Origin of the sequence: Bradyrhizobium sp. LA6.1, from assembly GCF_040547805.1 — a bacterium.
GTDB classification, from domain to species: domain Bacteria; phylum Pseudomonadota; class Alphaproteobacteria; order Rhizobiales; family Xanthobacteraceae; genus Bradyrhizobium; species Bradyrhizobium barranii.
In genome coordinates this window covers 395,133-419,245 of sequence record NZ_JBEPQK010000003.1, presented here as the reverse complement: position 1 = coordinate 419,245, position 24,113 = coordinate 395,133, and the positions used below count along the sequence as shown (strand labels likewise).

Sequence of the window (24,113 nt, the reverse complement as noted above, 5' to 3'; positions counted from 1 at the left end):
GCGGTACCCTTAATCTTGTCGCGGCCGCAGCCGCCAGTTCCGGATGATATGTAACCCATCGACCGGGCCCCGTGCAGGCCATCCGCCGTCATGCATAACGGATTTGCGTGTTCGCCGGCCCGGCCGGGCCAAGGCACCTGACAAGGTCAGGCGCTGCGGGCCAGCACTCCGGAGAGGTCGTTGCGCAGCCACTCGACGATCCGGGGCCAGGCATGGGCGTGGGTGCGCGCCCCCATGAACAGGCCGAGATGATTGCTGGGCTCGGAGGCCGCGGCAATGAAGGCCGGCGGCGTTCCGAGCAGACCGGCGGTCGCAAGCGCCTGTCTGGCCGGCACGACGTCGTCATCGAGCCCGGCGAGCAGGAAGACCGGCGCCTTGACGTCCCTCAGATCAACCTCGCGGCCGAGCGCCGTGAAGTTGCCGCCGGCAATCCGATTCTCCCGGAAGATTCGGTTGACGATCTCCAGATAATAGGTGCCGGGCAGGTTGAGCGTCTCGGTATTCCAGCGATCGAAACGCGCGAGCAGTGCCGCGCCCTCCTCGTCCGAGAGATCCCTCTGCAATGCCGATGCAATGTCGTCGCGGCTCGGCGCCTTCGTCCAGAAGCGCAGCATCTCGTCGCCGCTGACATTGCCGCCGCCGCGCGCCACGAGCTGGTCGTAGAGCGCCTCAGGCGCATTGCGGGCGAGCCGGGACAGCGCGGAATCGATCGAGAGATCGACGGGCGCCCCCACCAGCACCAGCCGCCGCACCTTGGCGGGAAAGCGCGCCGCATAGAGCAGCGACAGCCAGCCGCCCTGGCACAGGCCGACGAGATCGACCGGCGCGCCGATTTCGTCAACGGCGACGTTGAGATCGCCGAGATAGCTGTCGATCGAGAGATAGCGCATGTCCGGCGAGGCCGAGCGCCAGTCGGTGAGGTACACCCGATCGATGCCGCCATTCTGCAGGGACTGCACCACGCTGTGGCCCGGTGCGAAGTCGGCGATCAGGGCCCGATGCAGCGCATAGGGCGCGCAGACCAGTGCCGGCTGGCCGGATTGCGTCCGCGTGCAATCGCGCAGGCGCATGGTCGCAAGCTCCAAGGCGACCGTGTTGGGCGTCGTCCACGGCAGATTGCTCGCGTCTTGTTCCGGCGGATCGCGCTCCAGCCACCAGAAGCAGGCGTCCATCGCGAGCCGCGCCGCCGCAAATGGCCATAGCAGCGGATCATTCGGAGGACGATCCGATCCACCCAGCGGTTTGCCGCCCTTCTCCACCATGACTATCTCAAGGTCCTCACAGCAAGGCCTCCAGGCTGACGATCGAAATACCGCGCTCGCGAAAACTCCGATGGGTCGCGGCCACCGAGCCGTCGAGATCGATGCCGCGGCATGCATCCTCGATGACGGCGACCTCGAACCCCGCCTTGCGGGCATCTTCCGCCGAGAAGCGAACACAGAAATCCAGTGCCAGACCGGCGACGAAGACGGTCTTCAGCTCGCGCTCGCGCAAATAGCCGAGCAGGCCCGTCGGCGTCCGATGGTCGTTCTCGAACAGCGCCGAATAGGAATCGATGCCGCGACGAAAGCCTTTGCGCACCACGAGGTTTGCCCTGGTAATTTCGAGCTCCCCATGGAATTCAGCGCCCACCGTGCCTTGCACGCAGTGCGTCGGCCACAGCACCTGGGTGCCGTAGTCGAGCTCGATGGTCTGGAACGGCTGCTTGCCCGCATGGTTCGGTGCGAACGAGACGTGATCGCCCGGATGCCAGTCCTGGGTCAGCACCACATTGGTGAATTTCGCGGCAATTCGGTTGATGGCCGGGACAACCTTCTCGCCGCCGGGAACGGCGAGCGCTCCGCCGGAGCAAAAGTCGTTCTGCACGTCGATCACCAGCAGCACGTCGCGGTCGGAAATCTGCATCGCAAGGTCCCGTTCCAGCCGTTCGGCGCGACGGGCGCCGAACGCTCCGTCCAATGTCGATCTTCCCGCGCGGCTTCGCAACCATCGACACATGCGGCGATATCGCGCCCGTCGTACCTGGGATGCAACGGTTTGGCGTTGTCCGAGTTGACTAGGCTCACCCGAGGACGGATTCTAGAGACGTTCGCAAATTGCGGATCGGATGGAGCGGAGGGAACGGTTCCCGCGAGCCTGCAGGACGCGGCAGCCACAAGATCATGAGTATCGGCAAGACAGGACAGATTCTTCTCGCCGATATCGGCGGCACCAATGCGCGCTTTGCGCTGAGCGAAAGCGCATCCGTCAGCGGCGACCAGGCCGGGCCCATCGAGTATGTGAAGGTCGCTGACTTCCCGACCGTCCGGGAAGCCATCGCCGACGTCCTTGCGCGCCGGTCCGGCGGCAAGCAGCCCAAACGAGCCGTGCTGGCCGTCGCGGGTCCCGTGACCAACAACCGCTGCGTCATGACCAACAGTCCGTGGGTCATCGACGGCAACGAGCTCCAGCCGGCCCTCGGCTTTGAGAGCGTGCATGTGCTCAATGATTTCGAGGTCGTGGCCTGGTCCCTGCCCGCCCTGAAGCCTGCCGATTTGATCCCGCTCGGGGGCCAGGACGGCCTCCCGGGCGAGCCGCTGCTGGTGGTTGGGCCTGGAACCGGCTTCGGCGTCTCCTGTCTGGTCGAACGCCACGGCGCCCGGCTGGCGGTCGTCACCGAGGCAGGCCACGCGACTTTGCCGGCGGAGACCGAGCGCGAGGAGCGCGTGATCGCGGCTATGCGCCGACGTCTCGGTCATGTCTCCATCGAGCGCGGCGCGCTTTCGGGCTCCGGCCTGCAAAACCTCTACGAGGCGCTGGCGGAGGTCGACGGCGCCCAGGTGCCGCACCGCGACGCCGCCGCCATCACCAAGGCCGCCCTGGAGGGCAGTTGCGAACTGAGCCGCGCGACGCTGGAGATGTTTTGCGCCATCCTCGGCTCAGTCACGGGCAATCTCGCGGTGACCTTCGGCGCCCGCGGCGGCGTCTACATCGCCGGCGGGATCGTGCCGCGCTTTCCGGAGTTCCTTGCCGCTTCCGCGTTCCGGGCGCGCTTCGAAGCCAAGGGACGCTTCCAGGACTATTTGCGCAGTATCCCGACCAGGCTGGTGACGAAACCCGACGCGAGCTTCGTCGGCCTGAAGATGTTCGCCGACCACAATCCGGATTGATGAGCCGCGATCGGCTCCGACGCCGTCCAGTCCGTTAACTATACACAGCTGATTGCAGCCAAGGCGCGGTTCCACGCAGGATCGTGCTTGCCCGACTGTGTCCGATGGGAAACAATTCCCGTAGTTGCGGGGGCGTGACATGCGTAAGCAGGACTTCGGTTTCGACTATCACCGCTATCACCGCCTGCTGACCGAGGCGGACGACGATGACAAGCGGCTGGCCCTGATCGAGCTCCTGATCGAGGAAAAGGCCCGCGACCGGCTGGCCGCGCAGCGCGCCTCTGATCGCGCCGCCATGACGGCCCATACCATCGCCACCGTGCTGAAGAACGGCCGCAACTGAGACTTGCGGGACCGCTCGCTGCTCGCGAAAACACGCGAGCGATTGCGATTCCGTTAACGATCCCTCGCAAGCTCGCGTCAAACTTTTTGCTCTAAGAGCTTCCCTTACCTGATGCAATTCAGGGGTCAACAAAGGGGGGAATGAACATGAGCATGATTTCGCTTGCCGCGATCCCGGTCGCCGTCGAAACCCGTTTTGCCGATTCTTCGTTCAAGATCATCTTGCTGTTCTGCTGCATGGGCCTGGTCGCCTCGTTCGGCGTGATGGCGCGCGGCATCGACCTCAGCGCCGGCCTGATCTGAGACGACGAGACATTCTTTCGCCAAATGGCCGCCCCTCACGGGCGGCCATTTTCGTTGGCGATCTCGGTACGGCGCCTTCTCGGTGAGGAGCCTTCTCAGTGAGGAGTTTTGGCGACCGCGCCCGGAAACAGCGAATCGATCATCACCTTGAGCTGGTCGAGGGAAATCGGCTTGCGCAGGATCGGCCGCCGCCGGAGCAAGGACGGCAGCAGTTCCGGCCCGTAGCCGGTGGCGAACAGAAACGGCTTGCCGCGGCGCTCGATCAGGTCGGCGACGGGATCGACGTAGAGGCCCTTCAGATTGATGTCGAGGATGGCGAAATCGTATTGCGCGGTCATCGCAAAGGCGCTCGCGTCCCGGACATTGTCCGCTTCCGCGACGACATGGTGGCCGAGTTCCTCCACCATGTCGGCCATCATCATCCGGATTAACGCCTCGTCTTCGACCAGGAAAACGGAGAGTCCGTCCGCCATATCAACCCCGCAGTCAGCTTACGAAGCTAACCATACCCGAAATGCGGAGAGGATTCACGAATTCGTGGCGGGCGCCGTTAATTCAGGCGCCCGCAATCGGATTCAACTTGATTAATCCAGCCCGCGCTCGTGACTGAGGCGCACCATCTCCTGGATGAAGACCTGCTTCTGCTTGTCGTCGAGGCTCGAATAAAGCGGCTCGGCGGCATCGGCGACGTTGCGCTGGTCGGCGGCGCGGTCGATCAAGAATTGCGATTCGTTGCGCATCTGCTCGATGATGTCGTCAGGCGGATCCCGCTTGGCGCGAGCGATCCGCAGGTTGAGCCGCTCCGCGCCATTATGCCCCAGGTAGTGCATAGCGCTCGAGAAGCCGAACCAGTGCTTCTCCTGATCGGGCGTCAGGTTCAACTCGGTCTTGATCCGCTCGATATAGGAATCGCTGTTGGCGACGATCTGCTCGGCGCTCTGTTGCGGCGCGCCGGGCTGGGTGAGGACGGTGACGTCCTTATTGTCCTTGTTGTCCTGCGGCGCATTCCTGGCTTCCTTGCTCGCCTTGGCGCCCTTGGCGCCCTTGGCCGCCTTGGCGGTCTCCTTGGCGCCCTTGTCCTTGCCGGCGCCCGGCTGCTTGGAATCCTTGCTCGCGTCCTTGCTGGCATCCTTGCTCGCGTCCTTGGCAGCCGGAGCCGGCTGGTTGTTGACGCCGAGCACGCCGGTGAAGACACCGACCACGCCGCCGATCGCACCGCCCAGCACGCCGCCAACGGGTCCGGCCGCCTTGTTGCCGGCCGCGGCTCCATCCTGAACGCCCTTGACCAGGCCTTGCGCCTGCGCAACCGCGGCGGCGCCGAGCAGCACCGCGAGCACGGAGCCCAGCGCGAACCATCGCCGCAGGTGAAGCCGCGCAAGCGGCGCCGGGTTGATCATTCTGGTCTCCATCGTCGATCCGATTGTCCTGTCCGGGTGGGGGCCACCCGCCGGTTGCAACTCTATCGTTTTCGCCGCTTCGCGGTCCAGCCGCAGCCAATTGCTGTCCACGCCCGAAAACTGTTTGGCGCGAAGCGGTTATGAAGGCTTATTCGAAACTGCGGCGTAATTGCGCACGAGATGTCCCACGCTCCTTGCCCCGAAGTGTGCGTCGCAAAATGCGCCTCCGAGGTTCACCTCCGGGTGCGCTTCGCGAGACGGCGCCGCCGCGTTCCCGGACGCAACGTTAGTTCTAGACGGCGAGTCGTTCGGCTTCCTCGACAGACGGGATCAATCATGATCTGATCGCGCTACCAATTTGCTGCGCTTCGCGCGATTTCACGGCGAGGCGGTAGCACCAAGAAACGCGAACAAAAATCAAAAACAAAACTCGGAATGCCAGAGGAAACGCGAAAACAATAAAACATCCAGGTGAGGAAACGAGATGTCACGCAAGACACTGACGCGACGTCAATTTGTAGCCGCCACTGCAATGTCCTCCGCCGCGCTGATCACAGCGCCCTACGTCCGCGGCGCTTACGCCGCCGGCAAACTCTCGATCGGCTTCTGGGACCACTGGGTGCCCGGTGCCAACGACGCCTCCACCGCCATGGTCAAGGAATGGGCTGAAAAGGAGAAGGTCGAAGTCTCCATCGATTACATCACCAGCAACAACAAGAAGATCGAGTTGACGGTCGCGGCCGAAGCGCAGGCCAAATCCGGTCACGACATTCTTCAGATGTACACCTGGTGGCCGCATGCGTATGCCGAGCAGTTTGAACCGGTGAACGACGTGGTCGAGGAGGCGATCAAGCAGAACGGTGAGGTCAACGACACGGTCAAATATCTCGGCAAGGCCAACGGCAAATGGCTTGCGGTCCCGGCAACCCCGGGGAGCCAGATCAAGGGGCCCTGCTCGCGCATCGACCTCATGAAGAAGCATGCGGGGATCGACGTCCAGGAACTGTACCCCGTCGGCGCGCCGCCCAAGGCCGATAGCTGGAATATGGATACATTCCTGAAGGCGGCGGAAGCGTGCCAGAAGGCAGGTTTCCCATTCGGAATCGGTCTCGGCGAGACCACCGACAGCGTCGATACCGCGGGCGCCATCTTCCAGTCGTTCGGCGCCGAACTCGTCAACGCCAAGGGCGATGTCACGGTGAAGACCGATGAGGTTCGCCAGGCGCTCGAATACTACAAGAAGCTGATCGCCTTCCTGCCGCCGGACGCTCCGTCCTGGGACGACGCCTCGAACAACAAATGGCTGATCTCCGGCCGCGGCGCCCTAATCATGAATCCGCCGAGCGCCTGGGCGGTCGCCAGGCGCGACGCGCCGCAGGTCGCCGAGCAATGCTGGACGCACGGCTTCCCCTCCGGTCCTAAAGGCCGGTATGCGCCGTTCCTGCCCTATTTCTGGGGTCTCTGGAATTTCTCCAAGAACAAGGCATCGGCCAAGAGCCTTCTGGCTTTTCTGTCACAGCCATCATCGATCGAAAAGTTCGTCGCGGCGAGCGGCGGATACGATTTGCCGGCCTATGCGAAGATGACGACGCTGAAGACCTGGGCCGAGGTAGGCCCGCCGAAGGGCACGCTCTATCACTATCCAAATCCCTACAATCATCAGACACTTTCGATTGCGGCCTCTCCGGCGCCGCCGAAGATCGCCCAGCAGATCTACGCGCAGGCCACGCTGACCAAGATGGCGCTGCGCTTTGCGCAGGGCGAAAAGTTGGAGACCGCACTCGCCTGGGGCGAAGGCGAGTGTGAAGGCTTCATGCGAACCTAAGCCGGGGTGTGCCACGGCGGTTCACGCATCCCCGCGTGAGCCGCCAGGGCACCCCACCGTTCGATGGAATGAGCAGATCGAGCCGACACGCGGGTGCCGGCTCCGCCGTTGGACATTCCGCAAGGAAGCTTGACCCAAGGACACTGACATGGCCGATGTCGTCGTTGAGGACGGTCGCGTCGCCCGCACGGCGAGCGCGCGCAAACGGACGGGTCTGCACAATGCGTTGAAGCGGAAATCGACCGTGGCGTTCTTCCTGACGCTGCCGCTGATCCTGCTGATCGCGCTGTTCGTGCTTTACCCTGCCCTGTTCTCGATCCACCTCGCGACGCTGAACAAGTCGATGCAAAAATTCGTCGGCTTCGGCAACTTCACCTTCCTGTTCAAGCGCGAGACGTTCTGGATGGTGGTGGAGCAGTCCTGCATCTTCGCGATCACCGCCGTGTTCTTCAAGGCGCTGATCGGCTTCATCGTCGCGCATTTGGTGCACAACATACCGGCCAAGGGCCAGCGCAAATGGCGCGGCATGCTGCTGGTGCCCTGGGTGATCCCGCCGGCGATGAGCACGCTCGCCTGGCTGTGGCTGTTCGACCCCTCCTACAGCGCCTTCAACTACACGCTCTCCTTCTTCGGCATCGGTCCCATCAACTGGCTCGGCAATGCCGCCTGGGCGCGCTTTTCCGTCATCCTCGTCAACGTCTGGTACGGCGCGCCGTTCTTCCTGATCATGTACCTGGCGGCGCTGAAATCGGTGCCGGACCAGCTCTACGAGGCCGCCGCAATCGACGGCGCCAATTGGTGGCAGAAGATGTGGTACGTGACGCTGCCGATGATGCGCAACATCATCGCGATCACGACGCTGTTCTCGCTGATCGTCACCTTCGCTAATTTCGACATCGTCCGCATCCTGACCTCAGGCGGGCCTCTCGACCAGACCCAGATCTTTGCCACCTATGCGTTCCGGGTCGGCATCGAGAGCAACGACATTCCGCTCGGCGCCAGCGTCTCGCTGTTCATGGTCCCGATCCTCGCCGTCGCAGCGATCTTCATCCTGCGCGACGTCAATAAACGCGGGAACGAATCCTGATGAGCACAATAGCGATCGACAAGGCCGGCCCCCGGCGCAAGGTTAAATATGGCAGCATGAGCCGCGACCGTACCTGGGCGCTGCGCTGGTCCTATTTCTTCTTGGTGCTGTTTGCGATCTTCTTTCTGACGCCGCCGCTCTACATGGTGATAACCTCGCTCAAGAGCAGCGCGGAGATCTCGGCTGCGACCAATCCGTGGTGGGTGTTCCACCCGACGCTGGCGAACTATGTCGAACTACTGACGTCGAACCAATTCCTCCGGTTCTTCTGGAATTCGACCATCGTGTCGCTGGTGGTTGTGCTCGTCACGATGCTGATCAGCATCCCTGCCGCCTTCGCGCTCGCGCGGATGAAGTTCTGGGGCTCGACGACGCTCGCCACCGGCGTGTTCCTGACCTACCTGGTTCCGGACAGCCTCCTCTTCATCCCGCTGTTCAAGATGCTGGCGCTGGTTCAGGACATCACCGGCATCACGCTCCTGAACCGATGGTACGTTCTGCTATTCGTCTATCCGACGCTGACGGTGCCGTTCTGTACCTGGATCATGATCGGCTATTTCGCCTCGATCCCGAAGGAGCTCGACGAGGCCGCGATCATCGACGGCGCCTCGTGGCTTCAGACCCTGACGCGGATCTTTATTCCGGTCGCGCTGCCGGGCCTGATTGCCGCGACCATCTTCGCCTTCACGGTGTCCTGGGCGCAGTTCCTCTATCCCCTGGTGTTCACGACGTCCATCGACCAGCTCGTGCTCCCGGTCGGCATCACCACCACCCTGATCAAGGGCGACGTCTTCAACTGGGGCCAGATCATGACCGGCGCGCTGCTCGGTGCAGCTCCGCCGCTGGTCATCTACGCCTTCCTGATGGACTACTACATCGCCGGCCTGACCGCCGGCGCGACAAAGGGTTGATGTCTCATGGCTGACGTTGCATTGCGGAAGGTGGTCAAGCGTTACGATGATGTCGAAGCCGTGCGCGGCATCGACTTGGACATCGCCGACCATGAGTTCATCGTGCTGGTTGGGCCTTCGGGCTGCGGCAAGTCGACGACGCTGCGCATGATCGCGGGCCTCGAGGACATCAGCGACGGCGACATCATGATCGGTGGCGACGTCGTCAATGACGTACCGCCGAAGGATCGCGACATCGCCATGGTGTTCCAGAACTACGCGCTCTACCCGCACATGACGGTCGCGGAGAACATGTCGTTCGGGCTGCGCCTGAAGCACTTTCCCAAGGCCGAGATCAAGGCGCGGGTGACGGAAGCCGCCCGCCTCCTCGACATCACCGACCTGATCGACCGCAAGCCGAAGCAGCTCTCCGGCGGCCAGCGCCAGCGTGTCGCGATGGGCCGCGCCATCGTGCGCAATCCGAAAGTGTTCCTGTTCGATGAGCCGCTGTCCAATCTCGACGCCAAGCTGCGCGTGCAGATGCGGATCGAGATCAAGAAGGTGCACCAGAAGGTACGCACCACCACGGTCTACGTCACCCACGACCAGGTCGAGGCGATGACGTTGGCTGACCGCGTCGTTGTGATGAACAAGGGCCGCATCGAGCAGATCGGCACGCCCAACGAGCTCTACCACAAGCCGGCGACGCGCTTCGTCGCCGGCTTCATCGGCTCGCCCGCGATGAATTTCATCCCGTGCCGGCTGGAGGACGTCGGTGGCGCGCTTCAGATCCGTCTGACCGACCGCATCGCCTTTGCGCTGCCGCCGGCCCGCGCCACGCGCTACAACGCGCTGCCGCGCACCGACAAGCTGCTGCTCGGCCTCCGGCCCGAGCACCTCACCGAGTCGCACGCGCATCTGGGGCCGGGCGTCGAGACCTTCGACACCGTGCTCGACGTCACCGAGCCGATGGGGATGGAGACCCTGGTCTATTTCGGGCTCGACGGCACGCCGGTCTGCGGCCGCGTCGATCCCAACGCCGGCGCCAAGGACGGGGCACCCATGCGTTTGGCGATGGACCTCAACAATATGCACCTGCTAAACGAAGACACCGGCGTCGTGTTGTGACGCAGGTCCAAGAAATGCAAGCAGGCGGGGAGCGATGGCGACCAACAAAAAGAAGATTTTCGTTACACAAACTTTGTCGCAAGGGGCCCGCGCCCTCCTCACCCAGCGAGACGATATCGAGCTCGTCGAGTTTCCGAACCTGATCTCGGCCAAGGATTTCGAAGCCTTGCTGAAGAACCACGCGCCGGTTCACGGCGTGGCGCTGGGTGCCACCGCCTTCGGTGAGACCGAGCTCGAGGCCTCGAAGGACATGAAGGTGGTGACCCGCATCGGTGTCGGCTACGACGCCGTCGACGTGCCCGCCCTCTCCCGCCGCAAGGTGCCGTTGATGGTGGCGGGCAGCGCCAACTCGCCCTCGGTCGCCGAGCAGGCGCTGTTCATGATGCTGACGCTGGCCAAGCGCGCCAATGAGATGCACGCCTGCGTCAAGGATGGCCAATGGGCCAACCGGCTCGGCATGCTGCCGTTCGACCTCTACGGCAAGACCGTGCTGATCATCGGCTTCGGCCGCATCGGCAGTCGCACCGCCAAGCGCTGCCAAGCGATGGAAATGAAGGTGCAGGTCTACGATCCCTACAAGCCTGCCGCCGAGATCAAGGCCGCGGGCTGCGAGCCCGTCGCCGATCTCGACGCCGCGCTGCCCAACGCCGACTTCGTCACCATCCATTGCCCGAAGACGCCGGAAACCGTCGGCCTGTTCGATACGGCGCGGATCGGCCGGATGAAGCCGAAATCCTACCTCATCAACACCGCACGCGGCGGCATCGTGAAAGAGGCTGCGCTGTACGACGCTCTGGTCTCCGGCAGGATTGCCGGTGCCGGGATCGACGTGTTCGAGGTGGAGCCGCCGCCGGTCAGCAACGCGCTGTTCGCGCTGCCCAACGTCATCATGGCCCCGCACGTCGCCGGCGTCACCGTCGAGGCGGTGAGCCGCATGAGCGAGCAGACCGCTCGCAATATCCTGAGTGTGCTGGACGGCGATCCCATCCGGCAGAACATCATCAACCAGGACGTGCTCGGCTGAGCCGACCTCCGGGCGGGCGGTTATCCGCCCGCCTCCGGAACGCCAGAATGCGTCCCATTTTGGTGCAGATCGAGCCCCAACTCAGCCTTAATCAAACCCGCGTAATAAGTCCGGCCGCGGCGGCAGTGGGACAGACTTGCCGGCCGCGTCGAGCTGGAGGATGAACCCTTGTCAGAGATCGACCCGACCGACCACGCGCTGGCAACCATCGCCAGCATTTTGGAGCACCCCGAGCCCGTCCGCGAGACCGAGACCGAAATGGTGGTCGACGGTGAGCAGGTCGTCGCCGACGAGCATCCGATCGCCGACGAGCATGTGGTGGTCGACGAGCATGCGATGGTCGACGAGCACGAGCATCCTGTGGTCGAGGAGCAGCCGCTGGTGCCGGAGCACACCGATGCCGATGGCTACAGCAAGGTCGGTCCGGGGCCGATGGTGGCGATCCGTCTGAAATGGACGGTCCATCGCGGCGATGACGACCAGTTCTACGTCCACGAGACCATCGGCGAGCAGTCCGCGCCCGTGGTCAGCGGCCCGATGACGAGCGAAGCCGCGGTGCATTTCGTCGACGCGCACGAGGACGAGGCACATCGGCGCTTCGAGGAGCTGCGCAGCGAGATCGCCGGCCGCAGCTCGCTCGCCGATTACGAGCGCAAGGGCGAAGCCTAGCGCTCGCGGGGGCCGAGAAAATCCCGCTTCACGAGCTCGACGCCGGCATGCCGGAGCAAGTCGTAGGACGTCGTGACGTGGAAGAAGAATTGCGGGACGCTGAACGTCAGCAGCAGCGTCCGCCCGGTGAAGGGCAGCTCGGTCCCGTTTTTCAGCCTGAAGAAGACATTCCGCTCCGCCGCACTATCGATCTCGGCGCGCGACAGGCTTTCGATGAACTCGATTGACGTCGCAATGCGCGCCTGAAGCCCGGCGATGTCGTGCTCCAGCGCCGGCAGCGCCACCGGCTCCTGGTCGGCCAGCAAGGCTGGCGCGACCGTGGCATGGCGGCACGCCTCCCCTATCTGCTGCGCCAGATCGTACATGTTCGGCGCCATGCGCATGCCGAGCAGGACGGCCGGATTGAACTTCCGGCTTTCCGCATAGGCGACGCCCTTGTCCAGCAGTGCCGACAGGTTGCGCAGATACGGCACGAAGACGCCGACCGAGGCGTCATACATCGAGATCGTCACCCCAAAATTCCCTTCAATTCCGCCTCGCCAGCGACGGGCATCTGGTCTAAATCCAGGTTTCAAGAGCTGCACAATGACAGCTCGGGCATGGGTGGAAAAGAGATGATCGTTCGAATCGTGGCGGCTTTGGCCGCGGTCCTGCTGGCGAACTTTTCAGCATATGCGCAGCAGCCGGCGCCGTCGCGCCTCGACGAGATCGTCAAGCGCGGCACTTTGCGCGTCGGCATGACCGGCGACTACAAGCCTTTCACCTACCTGGACAAGGCGACACAGCAGTTCAGCGGCTTCGACGTCGACATGGCGGAGGCGCTGGGCAGGGCGCTCGGCGTCAAGGTCGAATTCGTGCCGACGGCCTGGCCGAAGCTCATGAAGGACTTCGAGGCCGACGAGTTCGACATCGCCATGGGTGGCGTCTCGGTCACGCTCGACCGGCAGAGGAAGGGCTTCTTCTCGATGCCGATCATGCGTGAAGGCAAGACGCCGATCGCACGCTGCGCCGACGTCGGCAAGTACCAGACCATCTCCGACATCGACAAGAAGGGCACCCGCGTCATCGTCAATCCCGGCGGCACCAACGAGCGGTTCGCGCGCGCCAACATCAAGGACGCCGAGATCAACGTCTTCCCCGACAACACCGTGATCTTCGACGAGATCGCCAAGGGCAACGCCGATTTGATGATGACGGACGCCTCCGAGACCCGCTACCAGCAGAAGCAGCATTCCGGCGTGCTCTGCGCGGTGCATCCCGAAAAGCCGTTCGACTTCTCGGAGAAGGCCTACTGGCTCCAGCGCGACATGGCGCTGAAGGCTTTCGTCGACCAGTGGCTGCACATCTCGATGGAGGACGGCAGCTACAGGAAGATCTACGCCGCCTGGTTCGACTAGCGACCGATCTTGTCCGTCACTCCAGATGCTTGCGGAAGAAGCTCACGGCCGCGTCGTTGAAGGCGCTGTGAAACGCTTTCCTGTCGAACCCGGGCGGATCAGTGCACAGGATCGGCGCGGCTTGGGCCAGCTTGGGCGGACATGGCGCAAGAAAGGAAAAGTGCGACGAGTTCGGCACGATCCGGAAGTCAGGGCGCGCGGGAAGCATTTGTTCCAGCGTATCGACTGAAGCGGGCACGACACCGTCGCCGCCGAGCGCCGAACGCCACAAGAGAATCGGGATCGTCACATTGGCGAGGCGCTCCCGGTTGAAAAGGCCTTCATAAAGCGGCGGATCCGCCAGCACGGCGGCTCTGATGCGGGAGTCGTGTACGGCCGCCTCTGTTGGCACAAGGCCATCGCGAATGGCCTGGCATTTTGGCGTCTTGGCTGCATCTCCGTCGCAAAGCGGAGCGAGCGCGCCGAAATCGGGGTTGCCGCCGATCACGACGAGACCGGTATAGGCGCCGCGCGAGAACCCGAACAAACCAACCCGCTTGGGGTCCAGGACCGCCGCTTCCTTCCAGGCGCCGAGCATGAAATCCGTAAGCCGCTTCATGTCGGCGGGACGCTCGACCAGGACGGAGAACTCATCGGTCCGGCTGCTGTCCCTGGCAGTGTCGCCCGGGTGATTGATCGCAGCGACCACGAAGCCGGCATCGGCCAATGCGGTCGCCGTGTCGACGTGCCCCAAAAACGAGCCGCGCCGTCCGTGCGACACGACGATCAGCGGCAGTCGACTGCCCGCTACCGGACAATCCTTCACACCCGGCAGGACGACACCGCCGCCCAGAACGACCTCGGAGGGCGGCGCCGCACAAGGTGTCCACACCATGCCCGTGAGCGCGGGGCCGCCGGCGTCCGCCGGCACTTCGATAAACCCGAGCCCCGCCGCGTGCGCCAGTGTCGCAGTAAGGCAAGCGACTACGATCAGAACAAGTTCGCCAAGTCGCGGCCATAGCATTTGCGTGTGCTTTCGGAAGCTTCAACCACAACGGTTTTAATTGCCCATCCCATACCCCGTCCAGAGCTGCGCCGCGCCGCCGTCCAACTCTGGACGGAGTTCAGCGTTATTGAACCCGGAACCGCCGGACCACGACTCATACGGTGACAGTGATCTAGATCACTTTTTGCGATCGAACCGGCGCGTAAGCGTTGGTACGGGGACCAGCTGTTCAGGAGACGGAAATGAGGAAGCTGTTGGCCACGGCCGCATTCCTTTTGGCGAGCACCGCTGCGCAGGCGCAGTACACTTTCGAATATGGCGGGCGCACCATCCGCATCGATCCGGACCGCGGCACGGTGCAGATCCCCGGCGTCTACGACAACACCGGCCAGGGCAAGGCGAAGAAAGCCAAGAAGAACGAGACGACCCCGGGCCAGCAGGCGCCGCAACAGGCCAAGGTTGATCCGCAACCACCGGCCGCTCCGGCGCCAGTTCCCGCCCCTGCCGCAGCGCCGCCCGCAACCGAACAGGCGACGGCCGCCGCAGCGCCGCCGCCAGTTCCGCCCCCGCCCGCTCCGCCGCCGTCCGCAACCGCCAGCAACGCGCCGGCTGAGGCGGCCGTGTTGCCGCCACCTGCACCGCCTCCGGCGCCCGCTCCGGTCGGGCAGCAGGCAGCGCCCACCGTGGCGCCGCCGCCGGCCCCGACTGTGGCTGCTGCACCCCCGGCGCCGCCTCCAGCCCCCGCACCCGTTCAGGCCGCCGCCGTCGCTCCCCCGGCTCCCACAGCCGCGCCCGCGCGCGATCTCAATTCACCGCTCGGCATCTGGCTGACCGAGGAGAAGGAAGGCAAGGTCCGCATCGAGCAATGCGGCAGCAATCTCTGCGGCTATTCGGTCGACAGCAAATCGAACCAGAACGGCGAACAGGTCCTCATCAACATGAAACCCGCCAAGGACCAGAACAAGGATCAGAAATGGTCCGGCCGCATCCTCGATCCCAACTCCGGCTCGACCTACGATTCCACGATCGCGATGAAGGGCACCGACCGCCTGCGCGTGCAGGGCTGCGCCTTCGGCGGCATGTTCTGCGGCGGCCAGACCTGGACGCGCGTGAACTGACCTCGGGTATGACGTTCTGACTAAGACAAGGGGCCCGCAATGCGGGCCCCTTTGCTTTTGCACGCTGCGTCATGGCAGGTGCGCCACCTCACAGAGCCCCTTGCGCACGTGACAGCCCTCACATCGCGGGTTCCGCGCTCATGCCACGATCCCCCCATGGTCAACCAACGGGGCGTGTCATGAACGGATTTTGCAGAGGTCTCTTCGCCAGCATTGTCGCCATCGCCGTCCCGCTGACGCAGGCGGGCGCGGCGACCTCCACTTTCGACGGCGCATGGAATGTACGCATCTCATCTTCGAGCGAGACCTGCGGTAACGGCGCAACGGTCTCGATCGGCATCAGCAACGGTCAGATCGCGTCGAGCAGCGCCGTGGTTTCAGCATCCGGCCGCGTGGCCGATGCCGGCAGCATCAACGTCACCTTGAGCACCGGGATCAAACGCGCCGTCGGCTTCGGCCGGCTCAGCGGCACTTCAGGCTCCGGCACATGGCGCGGCCCCCTGTGCACGGGCACGTGGACGGCGGAGCGGATGTGATTTGCCGCGTCCCGGACGCGCTGCAACGCGCAGCGTTGCTGCGCTGAGCCGGGACCCAAGGGCTCTTGCTTTGAGGAGACTTGTGGGCCCCGGATCAGCAACGCCGCGCTTACGCGCTGCATTGCATCCGGGGCACGAGAGATTAGCCCAGCGCCGCGCCGTACTCCGCGTCGGTCACCGGCTCCAGCCAGGTCGAATAGACGCCGTCGAGCGCTTCCTGCATGGCGATGTGGCACATGCTGTTGTTTGGCGAAGCGCCATGCCAGTGCAGTTCACCCGGCGGAATCCAGACGGTGTCACCGGGACGGATCTCCTTGACGGGGCCACCCTTGGTCTGGACGCGGCCGACGCCGGAAATCACGTAGAGCGTCTGCCCAAGCGGATGGTGGTGCCAGTTGGTACGCGCGCCCGGCTCAAAGGCGACGCGCGAGCAGTTCAGCCGCGCCGGCGCCGGCGCCATGATCACGGGGTCCTGCAACACGGTGCCCGTAAAATTTTCCTTCGGCGCGCGGCGGGTCGGCCGCGTGCCTGCGACGGTGATTTCCATGGGATACCTCGTTTCCTGTTACTTCTTGCTGGCGGCGTAGCGCGCCTTGGTTTCGGCGTTCATGGGATAGAGGCCCGGCAGCACCGCGCCGTTGTTCACCTCGTTGACGATCCAGGCTTCCATCCGCTCCTGCTCGACGCCCTCATTGAGCACGTGATCGAGCATCGCCTGCGGGATCAGCACGCAGCCGTCCTGGTCGGCGACCACGATGTCGTTCGGGAACACCGCAACGCCGCCGCAGCCAATCGGCTCGCCCCAGCCGACGAAGGTGAGGCCTGCAACCGACGGCGGCGCGGCATAGCCGTCGCACCACACCGGAAGATTGGTGCCGAGCACGCCCTCGACGTCCCGCACCACGCCGTCGGTGACGAGTGCGGTCACGCCGCGTTTCATCATGCGCGCGCAGAGGATGTCGCCGAAGATGCCGGCATCGGTGATGCCCATGGCATCGACCACGGCAATACAGCCGTCCGGCATCGCCTCGATCGCGGTGCGGGTCGAGATCGGCGAGGACCAGGATTCCGGCGTCGCCAGATCCTCGCGCGCCGGCACGAAGCGCAGCGTGAAGGCCGGCCCGACCAGCCGCGGCAGGCCCGGACGCAGCGGACGCGCGCCGCGCATCCACACGTTGCGCAGGCCCTTCTTCAGCAGGACCGTGGTGATGGTGGCAGTGGTGATGGCGGCGAGGGTCTTGCGGGCTTCGGGGGACAGCGACATGGACGAGAACGAGCTCCGGATGGGCGGGAAAGAACGCGGGCATCTTGCGAGCCGCAGCCCTTGCGTCAAGGGCCAAAGGGCCAGCAAGAACGCAGGGCCGCTGGGCTGTTATGCGACGCGATAACAACGCTTTATCGTTTCCCCTTGCATTAATTTATTGGACTTGCGGGCGCATTTACGCGAAGCAAGGAAAAGCGGAACTCAAGGCTGAGCCCGCATTTCCTGAGAAGCCCGATTTCGACAGCCCTTCGACAGCTCATGGCCGCGACGCTTCCCCCGCCCCGCCTTCTGCCCAGTGGCGACAGCGCCGTCACGGTCGAATTCAGCCGCACCATCGATGACGCCGCCAACGAGCGCGTGCTCGCGCTCGACAAGGCGCTCGCAGCAAGCCCCATCGACGGCATCACCGAGACCGTTCCGACCTATCGCTCGCTGCTGGTGCATTACGACCCCGGCAAGATCGGCTTCGACGCGCTCGGCGAAAAGCTGCTTGCACTCGCCAGCCAGCCGCTGCCGCCGGCCACGAAGGCGCGGCGCTGGCGCATTCCCGTCGCCTATGGCGGCGAACACGGCATCGACCTCGAGGATGTCGCCAAGGCGCTGAACACCACGCCCGACGACATCGTCGCCCGTCACATCGCCGGCGACTACCGCGTTGCCATGATCGGTTTCACCCCGGGTTGGTCCTATCTCAGCGGCCTCGACAAATCCCTTCACATGTCGCGGCGGCAGAGCCCGCGGCTGTTCACGCCCGCCGGCACGATCTCGATCGGCGGTATCCAGGCCGGAATCCAGTGCCTGGCCGCGCCAAGCGGCTGGCACCTGCTCGGCCGCACGCCGGTCAGAACCTATCAACTCCACCGGAATCCGACCTTTCTCACCGAACCCGGTGATCGCGTGACGTTTTTTGCCATCGACCACAAGACCTTCGAGGAACAGGATCGCGCCGCCGAGGCTGGCGAGATCATCGCCGAGCAGGTGGTCGCATGAGCCGGCTCGTGATCGCCAGCATCGGTCCCGCAAGCTCCGTTCAGGACGGCGGCCGCCACGGCGCGCAGCGCTACGGCCTGACGGTCAGCGGGGCGATGGACCGTCTGTCGCTGGCGGCAGCGAACACGCTGGTCGGCAACGCGCCGTTCGCGGCCGTCGTCGAGATCGGCCCCTTCGGCGCCACGTTCACTGCCAAAGACGGCGCCGTGCGCGTCGCGATATCAGGCGCGCCGCGCAATGCGGACGTCGCCGGTAAGCCGGTGGCCATGGACACGTCAGTGACGCTCAAGGACGGCGAGACGCTGACGCTGGGCTTTGCCCGCGGCGGCGCGTTCACTTATCTGGCGATCGAAGGCGGGATCAAAGGCGAACTGGTGTTCGGCAGCCTTGCGGTGAACGCCCGCGCGGGCCTCGGCAGCCCCTACCCGCGCCCGCTGCAGGCCGGCGATGAATTCACAGTTGATGCCGCAAGCGGCGCGCCCGAGCTGCGCATCGAGCTGCCGAAGCCTGCAACAGGTCCGATCCGCGTCCTGCTCGGACCGCAGGACGACGAGTTCGACGACGCCAACAAGGCGCTGTTCCTCGATAGCGAGTGGAAGATCTCGGCGACCTCCGACCGCATGGGCTACCGGCTCGAGGGCCCGGCGATCAAGCATCTGCATGGCCACAACATCGTCTCCGACGGCACCGTCAACGGCAGCATCCAGGTCCCCGGCAACGGCTCGCCGATCGCTCTGATGATGGATCGCGGCACGTCCGGCGGCTATCCGAAGATCGCAACCGTGATCACGGCCGATGTCGGCCGCCTCGCACAGACCTCGGCGGGAACCGCGTTCCGCTTCCTTGAGGTCACCATGGCCGAGGCGCAGGAGGAGGCGCGCAAGTTCGCGCAACTCATCCGCAACCTGCCCGATCGCCTGCGCTCTTCCGATACCGTCGAGCTGAACATCGAGGCGCTCAGCGATGCTAATGTCGCGGGCTATGCGGTGAGCGCCATGGATGCCGGGACCTGGCAGGTCACGGCGGAGCCGTAAGCGACAAGACGACCAGAGGCGGAGAGCACCCCATGAAGACGATCGATCTCAACTGCGACCTCGGCGAAGGTTTTGGCGCGTGGGAGATGGGCAACGACGCCGCGATGATCGAGCTTGCCAGCTCGGTCAACGTCGCCTGCGGCTTCCATGCCGGCGACCCCGACATCATGCGCCGGACGGTCGAGCTCGCGAAGGCGCGCGGCGTCTCGGTCGGCGCCCACCCTGGCTACCGCGACCTGCACGGTTTCGGCCGCCATCCGATCGCGGGCCTGAAGGCTTCCGAGATCGAGAACCTCGTCGCCTACCAGATTGGCGCGCTGCAGGCTATCGCGACCGCGGCCGGGCACAAGGTCACGCATGTGAAGGCGCATGGCGCGCTCTCCAACGTCGCCTGCGAGGATGACATGACGGCCAAGGCGATCGCCGCCGGCATTAGGGCGGTCGACCCGAGCCTGATCTTCGTCGTGCTCGCCAATTCAAAGCTGGTGAAGGCCGGCGAAGAGGCCAATCTGCCGATGGTGCACGAGGTGTTCGCCGACCGCGCCTATGAGGACGACGGCAACCTCGTCTCGCGCAAGAAGCCCGGCGCGGTGCTGCACGATGCCAAGGCCATCGCCGACCGCGTGGTGCGCATGGTGCAGGACGGTGCGGTGGTTTCGGTCACTGGTAAGGTGATCAAGATGCGCACGGACACGGTGTGCATCCACGGCGATACGCCGGGCGCAGTCGACATCGCGCGCGGCCTGCGTCAGGCGTTGAAGGATGCGGGAATCGAGGTCGCGCCGTTCAAGCGCGGGGCGTAATCAGAACGGATGCACCGAGAGCGTGCCGAACACGATGGCCGCGATGACCGCGAAGGCGCTGTAGAGCCCAACGTGATGCATGCTCGCCCCGGTCCGACGCGAGAGCGAGCGCGCGTAGAAGTGCAGCCTGGCTTCCGCCGATAGTTCGCGCATGGTCGATCTCCAACGCCCCATTTGTGGGAGTATGAAGGATCAACCCTGGCGGGAGGCAAGATGGCGGAGAAAATAGCGATGGAGGTTCTCTGAAGGCGCCCCGTCGCAGGTGCAAATTCTCTGCACCCAAGGGTTCCGAGAATCTTATTCGTTAAGATCCGAGCCAGCTGGAACCGGCCCGGATGACGGTGGGATGACAGCCGGGCGGAGGCCTTCAGCCCCCTCCAAACAAAATTATCGAAAACAACCCCATGCACAGTAGAAGCGGCCAACGGCGCGACGTCCGGCGGTTGCGCCGCCGGGACGATTTGCGCTGATCGGCTCGCGCCTTAGTAGACGTCAGCCTGGAAGCGGCCCGTCTTCTTGAGCTCGGCGACGAAACTGACGGCCTCATCCGTCGAACGCGCCCCGAACTGCGCGACGATGTCGACCAGCGCGCGCTCGACGTCCTTGGCCATGCGTTTGGCATCGCCGCAGATGTACAGATGCGCGCCTTCGGCAAGCCAGGTCCACACCTCGCGGCCGACCTCGCGCATGCGGTCCTGCACGTAGAACTTCTTCTCGCCGTCGCGCGACCAGGCCAGCGACATGCGCGTCAACAGCCCCGAGGTCTTCATCGCGTTGAGCTCTTCCTGATAGAAGAAATCGCAATCGCTGCGCTGATGGCCGAAGAACAGCCAGTTCTTGCCGGGCGCGCCGGTCGCCTTGCGGTCGAGCAGGAAGGCGCGGAACGGCGCGATGCCGGTGCCGGGGCCGATCATGATGACAGGCGTCTTCGGATCCTGCGGCAGGCCGAAACCGTGCGCCTTCTGCACATAGACCTTGAGCTTCTCGCCCTCGGCGATGCGTTCGCCGAGGAAGGTCGAGGCCACGCCGATCCGCTTGCGCTTGCCGATGACGTAACGCACGGAGTCCACCGTCAGCGACAGCTTTCCGGGCGTCGCATTGTGCGAGGACGAGATCGAATACAGCCGCGGCTGGAGCGGCTCCAGCGCCTCGACGAAGGCCTCCGGATGCGGCCGCGTGCCCGAAAACTTCTGGAGCGCCGCCATGACATCGAGCGTGGCGGCGTCACCATCGGGATCCTCGCCCTGTGCCAGCGCCCGCGCCTTCTCGCGCTGCGCGCCGCCGGTGATGAAGGAGATCAGCTCGAACAGCGTGTCGGGCGCCGGCGACAGCGAGACGTCGTCGATCAGCACTTCGCGCAGCGTCTTGCCGTTGACCTTGGTGGTGTGGGAGGCGCCGAGCAGCGCGATGATCTGATCGACGAGGCCGACCTCGTTGCGTGCGAACACGCCAAAACTATCGCCGACGACATAGTCGAGCTTGCTCTCGGCGAGATCGAACTCGACGTGATAGGTCTCTTTCTCAGACTTCCCCTTGTTGAGCAGGCGCCGCGACAGGAACGTCGCCGCGATCGGATTGTCGCGCGAGCGGCCGGGCTCGGCGATCGTCACCGTCACGGCCGGCGCCGCCACCGCATCCACCTTGTCGGCCGCCTTGGCCGCCGGCGCCTTGTCCAGCTCCTCGTACAGCGACTTCAGCATCCGCGCGGTTTCCTTGCCGCCGGGGACGCAGAGATTGAGCCGTGCTTCGCTACGGCCCGCGATCGCCTCCGAATAGTCGTGGCAATTGTAGCCGCACTGCCCGCAATCCTGCTGCGCCATCGCGGCCATCATCTTGCGGCGCACGGGACGGCCTTCGGCGAGCTTCATCCGGTCCGCAATCGGCATGGCCTGGTCGTGCCATGGCGCTTCACCGTCGTCGCCGTCACCGGCTTGCATGACGGCGGCACCCTGCTCCGCCGACAACGGCGTGGCCACATCAGGCGACAGCAGCCCGGCAAAGAAGCCGTTGAGCCAGGAGCGCTGCGCGTCGGAGAACGGCGCGCTGGCGGGAATGATGTCGAGTTTCGGCGGGGGCGTGATCTGGTTCATGCGGACACCTGTGCATCGGCAAGCTTGCGCAGCGTTTCGCCATCATGGCGGCGCGCAAAGGACAGGAAGGTCTCGTCGGGCGACGAGCGGTGGGCGATATAGGCCTTGAGCAGTCCCTCGACCGTCTTCGGCGCGTCTTCGGCCTTGAGGTCGTGATAGACCTCCTGCCCGACATCCGCATCGGGACCGAACCCGCCGCCGGTGAAGAGGTGATAGCCGTCCACCGTGTCTTCGTCGTTGATCGGCACGCGCGCTCCGATCAGGCCGATGTCGCTGATGTAATGCTGCGCGCAGGAATGATGGCAGCCGGTGACGTGGATGTTGACCGGCTTGTCCATGGCGACGCGCGGCTCGCACCAGTCGCCGATCTCGGCGGCATTGCGCTTGGTATTGGAAGCCGCGAAGCGGCAGCCGGCACTGCCGGTGCAGGCGATCAGGCCAGCGCGGATGTGCGAGGCCTCGACCGCGAGCCCGATCTGCTTGATCGCCGCGATGGCGAGCTCGACATTCTCGTCGCGCACGCCCGATATCAGCAGGTTCTGCCAGACGGTCAGGCGGATCTCGCCGTCGCCGAGGTCCTGCGCCACTTTGGCCAAACCCCGCATCTGATCGCAGCTGATCTTGCCGAGCGTCAGCGAGACGCCGATCCAGTTCAAGCCGTCCTGCTTCTGCTTGTGCACGCCGATATGCGCCATGCGGTCCGCGGCTGGCCGCGGCGCAAACGCCTCTTCCGGCACGCGCGTGAACGGCGTCTTCAGCCGCTCCTCGACAAGCTTGAGGAAGCCGTCATGACCCATGGCATCGAGCACGTATTTCAGCCGCGCCTTGTTGCGGTTGGTGCGATCGCCATGATCGATGAACACGCGCACGATGGCGTCGGCGACGGCGGTGGCCTGCTCCGGCTTGACGATGATGTTGGAGTATTTTGCAAAGTCCTTGTGGCCGGTGATGCCGCCGAGGCCGAGGCGGAACCAGACACCGGGCTCGACGCCAAATCCATCCTTCACCTCGAACGCGGTGAAGGCGATGTCGTTGGTTTCCTCCAGCACCGCGATCCTGCCGGCGCCGTCGAAGGCGACGTTGAACTTGCGCGGCAGGCCGTAGAGCGAGCGATCGTTGAGGATGTGGTAGTGCCACTCACGCGCATAGGGGCGCGTGTCGATCAGTTCCTGCGGGTCGATGCCGGCCGTCGGCGTCCCCGTCACGTTGCGGATGTTGTCGGCGCCAGAGCCGCGCGAGCACAGGCCGAGGTCCTGGATGCCCTCGATCAGCCTGATCGCATTCTTCGGCGGGATCTCGCGGAGCTGGAGATTGGCGCGCGTCGTGACGTGACTGTACGGGCCGCAGAGATCGTCGGCGAGATCGGCAAGGCCGGACAGCTGCCAGTGCTTCATGATGCCGTTCGGGATGCGCAGCCGGCACATGTAGGAGTCCTGCGTCGGCGCGACGTAGAAGATGCCGTAATAGCGCCAGCGGAAATTGTCCGCCGGGCTCGGCGGCGCGTTGTCGAGCGCCTGCTGCCGCAGTCGCGGATAGGCATCGAACGGATGCTCGTCGCGCTTGAACTTCTCCTGGTCGGCGAGCTTCTTGCCGGCTGCGATGACCTTGTCCTGCGCCTTGATGTGGACGGCGTCGGGGCCCGTGGGCTCGGCATTGGCCTTGCCGGCGCTGCCGCCGAGACCGCGACCGACCCGGCTGATCTGCAAACCGGTCGTGAAGCCTTCGAGATAGCGTTTCTGCTCGTCGGAAAAGTCGACTGAGAGCGTATCGATTTTCATGGTCGGTAACGAAGCTCCTGCGGCCACCGGGTGGCATCGACGGAAAATTGCGCGACCCGCGAGGAACTCGGCTGGCTCAAGAAGCCGGCTGCGCACCCAACGGTCCGGTCAGCTTCGTTGCTGCGGGACTTGGCTCAGCAGGCGTCTGTGACAAGCTGGCCGCACTGCAACATACAAGTTGCGTGCCAGCTTCGATGAAATGAAAATTGCTTTGATTTCAGATGGATACAGACGAGCCCGGAAAATCGCGGTCTGGAACTCTCATGAAATTCGAGCAGGCGGCCCAAAATTTAGCCGATGATCT

26 protein-coding genes are annotated in these 24,113 nt (G+C 64.5%); 15 read left to right on the top strand and 11 right to left on the bottom strand.

The genetic code is table 11. The features are described 5' to 3' along the window. Positions 1–146: 146 nt before the first annotated feature. Together ABIB99_RS09155 and pncA are read right to left on the bottom strand one after the other, a co-directional pair. Complete coding sequence (locus tag ABIB99_RS09155) at positions 147–1,262, bottom strand: alpha/beta fold hydrolase (protein WP_283016514.1); 1,116 nt, start codon at positions 1,260–1,262, stop codon at positions 147–149. Positions 1,263–1,278: 16 nt separating this feature from the next. Continuing rightward, the gene (pncA, locus tag ABIB99_RS09150; RefSeq protein ID WP_063986366.1) at positions 1,279–1,905 is read right to left on the bottom strand and encodes a bifunctional nicotinamidase/pyrazinamidase; all 627 of its coding nucleotides are present in this window, start codon (positions 1,903–1,905) and stop codon (positions 1,279–1,281) included. Between the two features lie 257 nt (positions 1,906–2,162). Here pncA and glk point away from each other — a divergent pair, with 257 nt between their 5' ends. The 3 genes from glk to ABIB99_RS09135 all read left to right on the top strand — a co-directional run bounded on the left by glk (position 2,163) and on the right by ABIB99_RS09135 (position 3,794). Further along, positions 2,163–3,149, top strand: a complete 987-nt coding sequence (gene glk / locus ABIB99_RS09145; protein WP_063983248.1) for a glucokinase — start codon at positions 2,163–2,165, stop codon at positions 3,147–3,149. 139 nt (positions 3,150–3,288) lie between these two features. Next, entirely contained in the window at positions 3,289–3,492 is a 204-nt protein-coding gene (locus ABIB99_RS09140; RefSeq protein WP_014495215.1) for a hypothetical protein, read from the top strand. A 146-nt stretch (positions 3,493–3,638) separates the two neighbouring features. Beyond that, positions 3,639–3,794, top strand: a complete 156-nt coding sequence (locus ABIB99_RS09135; protein ID WP_166096600.1) for a hypothetical protein — start codon at positions 3,639–3,641, stop codon at positions 3,792–3,794. Positions 3,795–3,889: 95 nt separating this feature from the next. Here the strand turns inward: ABIB99_RS09135 and ABIB99_RS09130 are convergent, their stop codons facing one another. Both ABIB99_RS09130 and ABIB99_RS09125 read right to left on the bottom strand, forming a co-directional pair. Beyond that, positions 3,890–4,267: a response regulator gene (locus ABIB99_RS09130; RefSeq protein WP_063983247.1), complete on the bottom strand. Its 378-nt coding sequence runs from the start codon at positions 4,265–4,267 to the stop codon at positions 3,890–3,892. 111 nt (positions 4,268–4,378) lie between these two features. After that, positions 4,379–5,191: a Spy/CpxP family protein refolding chaperone gene (locus ABIB99_RS09125; RefSeq protein ID WP_354175500.1), complete on the bottom strand. Its 813-nt coding sequence runs from the start codon at positions 5,189–5,191 to the stop codon at positions 4,379–4,381. Between the two features lie 484 nt (positions 5,192–5,675). On the opposite strand from ABIB99_RS09125, the gene ABIB99_RS09120 reads away from it, so the two are divergent. The 6 genes from ABIB99_RS09120 (at position 5,676) to ABIB99_RS09095 (ending at position 11,814) form a co-directional block, all read left to right on the top strand. Then, the gene (locus ABIB99_RS09120; RefSeq protein WP_063983245.1) at positions 5,676–7,016 is read left to right on the top strand and encodes an ABC transporter substrate-binding protein; all 1,341 of its coding nucleotides are present in this window, start codon (positions 5,676–5,678) and stop codon (positions 7,014–7,016) included. 148 nt (positions 7,017–7,164) lie between these two features. After that, positions 7,165–8,103, top strand: a complete 939-nt coding sequence (locus tag ABIB99_RS09115; RefSeq protein ID WP_063983244.1) for a carbohydrate ABC transporter permease — start codon at positions 7,165–7,167, stop codon at positions 8,101–8,103. Then, positions 8,103–9,014, top strand: coding sequence for a carbohydrate ABC transporter permease (locus ABIB99_RS09110; protein WP_063983243.1), 912 nt, complete (start codon positions 8,103–8,105; stop codon positions 9,012–9,014). Before ABIB99_RS09115 ends, ABIB99_RS09110 begins: the two co-directional genes overlap by 1 nt. Before the next feature lie 6 nt (positions 9,015–9,020). Next, a complete protein-coding gene (locus tag ABIB99_RS09105; protein ID WP_063983242.1) occupies positions 9,021–10,121 on the top strand; it encodes an ABC transporter ATP-binding protein in 1,101 nt (366 codons plus the stop codon). Positions 10,122–10,155: 34 nt separating this feature from the next. Further along, a complete protein-coding gene (locus ABIB99_RS09100; RefSeq protein ID WP_063983241.1) occupies positions 10,156–11,145 on the top strand; it encodes a hydroxyacid dehydrogenase in 990 nt (329 codons plus the stop codon). 168 nt (positions 11,146–11,313) lie between these two features. Beyond that, positions 11,314–11,814, top strand: a complete 501-nt coding sequence (locus ABIB99_RS09095) for a hypothetical protein (RefSeq protein WP_063983240.1) — start codon at positions 11,314–11,316, stop codon at positions 11,812–11,814. Here ABIB99_RS09095 and ABIB99_RS09090 read toward each other — a convergent pair. Beyond that, positions 11,811–12,314 carry a DUF1993 domain-containing protein gene (locus tag ABIB99_RS09090; RefSeq protein WP_028158770.1) on the bottom strand — a complete coding sequence of 168 codons (504 nt, stop codon included), beginning with the start codon at positions 12,312–12,314 and terminating at the stop codon, positions 11,811–11,813. The two genes, ABIB99_RS09095 and ABIB99_RS09090, sit on opposite strands and share 4 nt — an antisense overlap. Positions 12,315–12,428: 114 nt before the next feature. Here ABIB99_RS09090 and ABIB99_RS09085 point away from each other — a divergent pair, with 114 nt between their 5' ends. After that, positions 12,429–13,211 carry a transporter substrate-binding domain-containing protein gene (locus ABIB99_RS09085; RefSeq protein WP_063986365.1) on the top strand — a complete coding sequence of 261 codons (783 nt, stop codon included), beginning with the start codon at positions 12,429–12,431 and terminating at the stop codon, positions 13,209–13,211. 16 nt (positions 13,212–13,227) lie between these two features. Here the strand turns inward: ABIB99_RS09085 and ABIB99_RS09080 are convergent, their stop codons facing one another. Beyond that, the gene (locus ABIB99_RS09080; RefSeq protein WP_354102518.1) at positions 13,228–14,121 is read right to left on the bottom strand and encodes an alpha/beta hydrolase family protein; all 894 of its coding nucleotides are present in this window, start codon (positions 14,119–14,121) and stop codon (positions 13,228–13,230) included. Positions 14,122–14,438: 317 nt separating this feature from the next. Between ABIB99_RS09080 and ABIB99_RS09075 the strand changes: the two genes are divergently transcribed. Together ABIB99_RS09075 and ABIB99_RS09070 are read left to right on the top strand one after the other, a co-directional pair. After that, positions 14,439–15,314 (top strand): DUF2147 domain-containing protein, encoded by an 876-nt coding sequence (locus ABIB99_RS09075; protein WP_354175496.1) that lies wholly within the window; start codon positions 14,439–14,441, stop codon positions 15,312–15,314. Positions 15,315–15,493: 179 nt separating this feature from the next. Beyond that, complete coding sequence (locus tag ABIB99_RS09070) at positions 15,494–15,850, top strand: hypothetical protein (RefSeq protein WP_063983237.1); 357 nt, start codon at positions 15,494–15,496, stop codon at positions 15,848–15,850. A gap of 142 nt (positions 15,851–15,992) precedes the next feature. On the opposite strand, the gene ABIB99_RS09065 is transcribed toward ABIB99_RS09070, so the two are convergent. Continuing rightward, positions 15,993–16,397, bottom strand: coding sequence for a (R)-mandelonitrile lyase (locus tag ABIB99_RS09065; protein WP_063983236.1), 405 nt, complete (start codon positions 16,395–16,397; stop codon positions 15,993–15,995). 18 nt (positions 16,398–16,415) lie between these two features. Next, positions 16,416–17,114: a ribonuclease activity regulator RraA gene (locus ABIB99_RS09060; protein WP_063983235.1), complete on the bottom strand. Its 699-nt coding sequence runs from the start codon at positions 17,112–17,114 to the stop codon at positions 16,416–16,418. A gap of 258 nt (positions 17,115–17,372) precedes the next feature. Here ABIB99_RS09060 and pxpB point away from each other — a divergent pair, with 258 nt between their 5' ends. Genes pxpB through ABIB99_RS09045 form a run of 3 tightly spaced genes read left to right on the top strand, consistent with a single transcriptional unit; the run spans position 17,373 to position 19,941 of the window. Continuing rightward, positions 17,373–18,104, top strand: a complete 732-nt coding sequence (pxpB, locus tag ABIB99_RS09055) for a 5-oxoprolinase subunit PxpB (RefSeq protein ID WP_063983234.1) — start codon at positions 17,373–17,375, stop codon at positions 18,102–18,104. Continuing rightward, a complete protein-coding gene (locus ABIB99_RS09050) occupies positions 18,101–19,138 on the top strand; it encodes a 5-oxoprolinase subunit C family protein (protein ID WP_063983233.1) in 1,038 nt (345 codons plus the stop codon). The genes pxpB and ABIB99_RS09050 overlap by 4 nt, the downstream gene beginning before the upstream one ends. A 32-nt stretch (positions 19,139–19,170) precedes the next feature. Further along, positions 19,171–19,941 carry a LamB/YcsF family protein gene (locus ABIB99_RS09045; RefSeq protein WP_063983232.1) on the top strand — a complete coding sequence of 257 codons (771 nt, stop codon included), beginning with the start codon at positions 19,171–19,173 and terminating at the stop codon, positions 19,939–19,941. Here ABIB99_RS09045 and ABIB99_RS09040 read toward each other — a convergent pair whose 3' ends face one another. From ABIB99_RS09040 to ABIB99_RS09030, 3 genes are all read right to left on the bottom strand, one after another. Then, positions 19,942–20,094, bottom strand: a complete 153-nt coding sequence (locus tag ABIB99_RS09040) for a hypothetical protein (RefSeq protein WP_014495196.1) — start codon at positions 20,092–20,094, stop codon at positions 19,942–19,944. It abuts the gene before it with no gap. A gap of 329 nt (positions 20,095–20,423) precedes the next feature. After that, positions 20,424–22,031 (bottom strand): sulfite reductase subunit alpha, encoded by a 1,608-nt coding sequence (locus ABIB99_RS09035; protein WP_063983231.1) that lies wholly within the window; start codon positions 22,029–22,031, stop codon positions 20,424–20,426. Continuing rightward, the gene (locus tag ABIB99_RS09030; RefSeq protein WP_063983230.1) at positions 22,028–23,809 is read right to left on the bottom strand and encodes a NirA family protein; all 1,782 of its coding nucleotides are present in this window, start codon (positions 23,807–23,809) and stop codon (positions 22,028–22,030) included. Before ABIB99_RS09030 ends, ABIB99_RS09035 begins: the two co-directional genes overlap by 4 nt. Positions 23,810–24,113 lie beyond the last annotated feature (304 nt).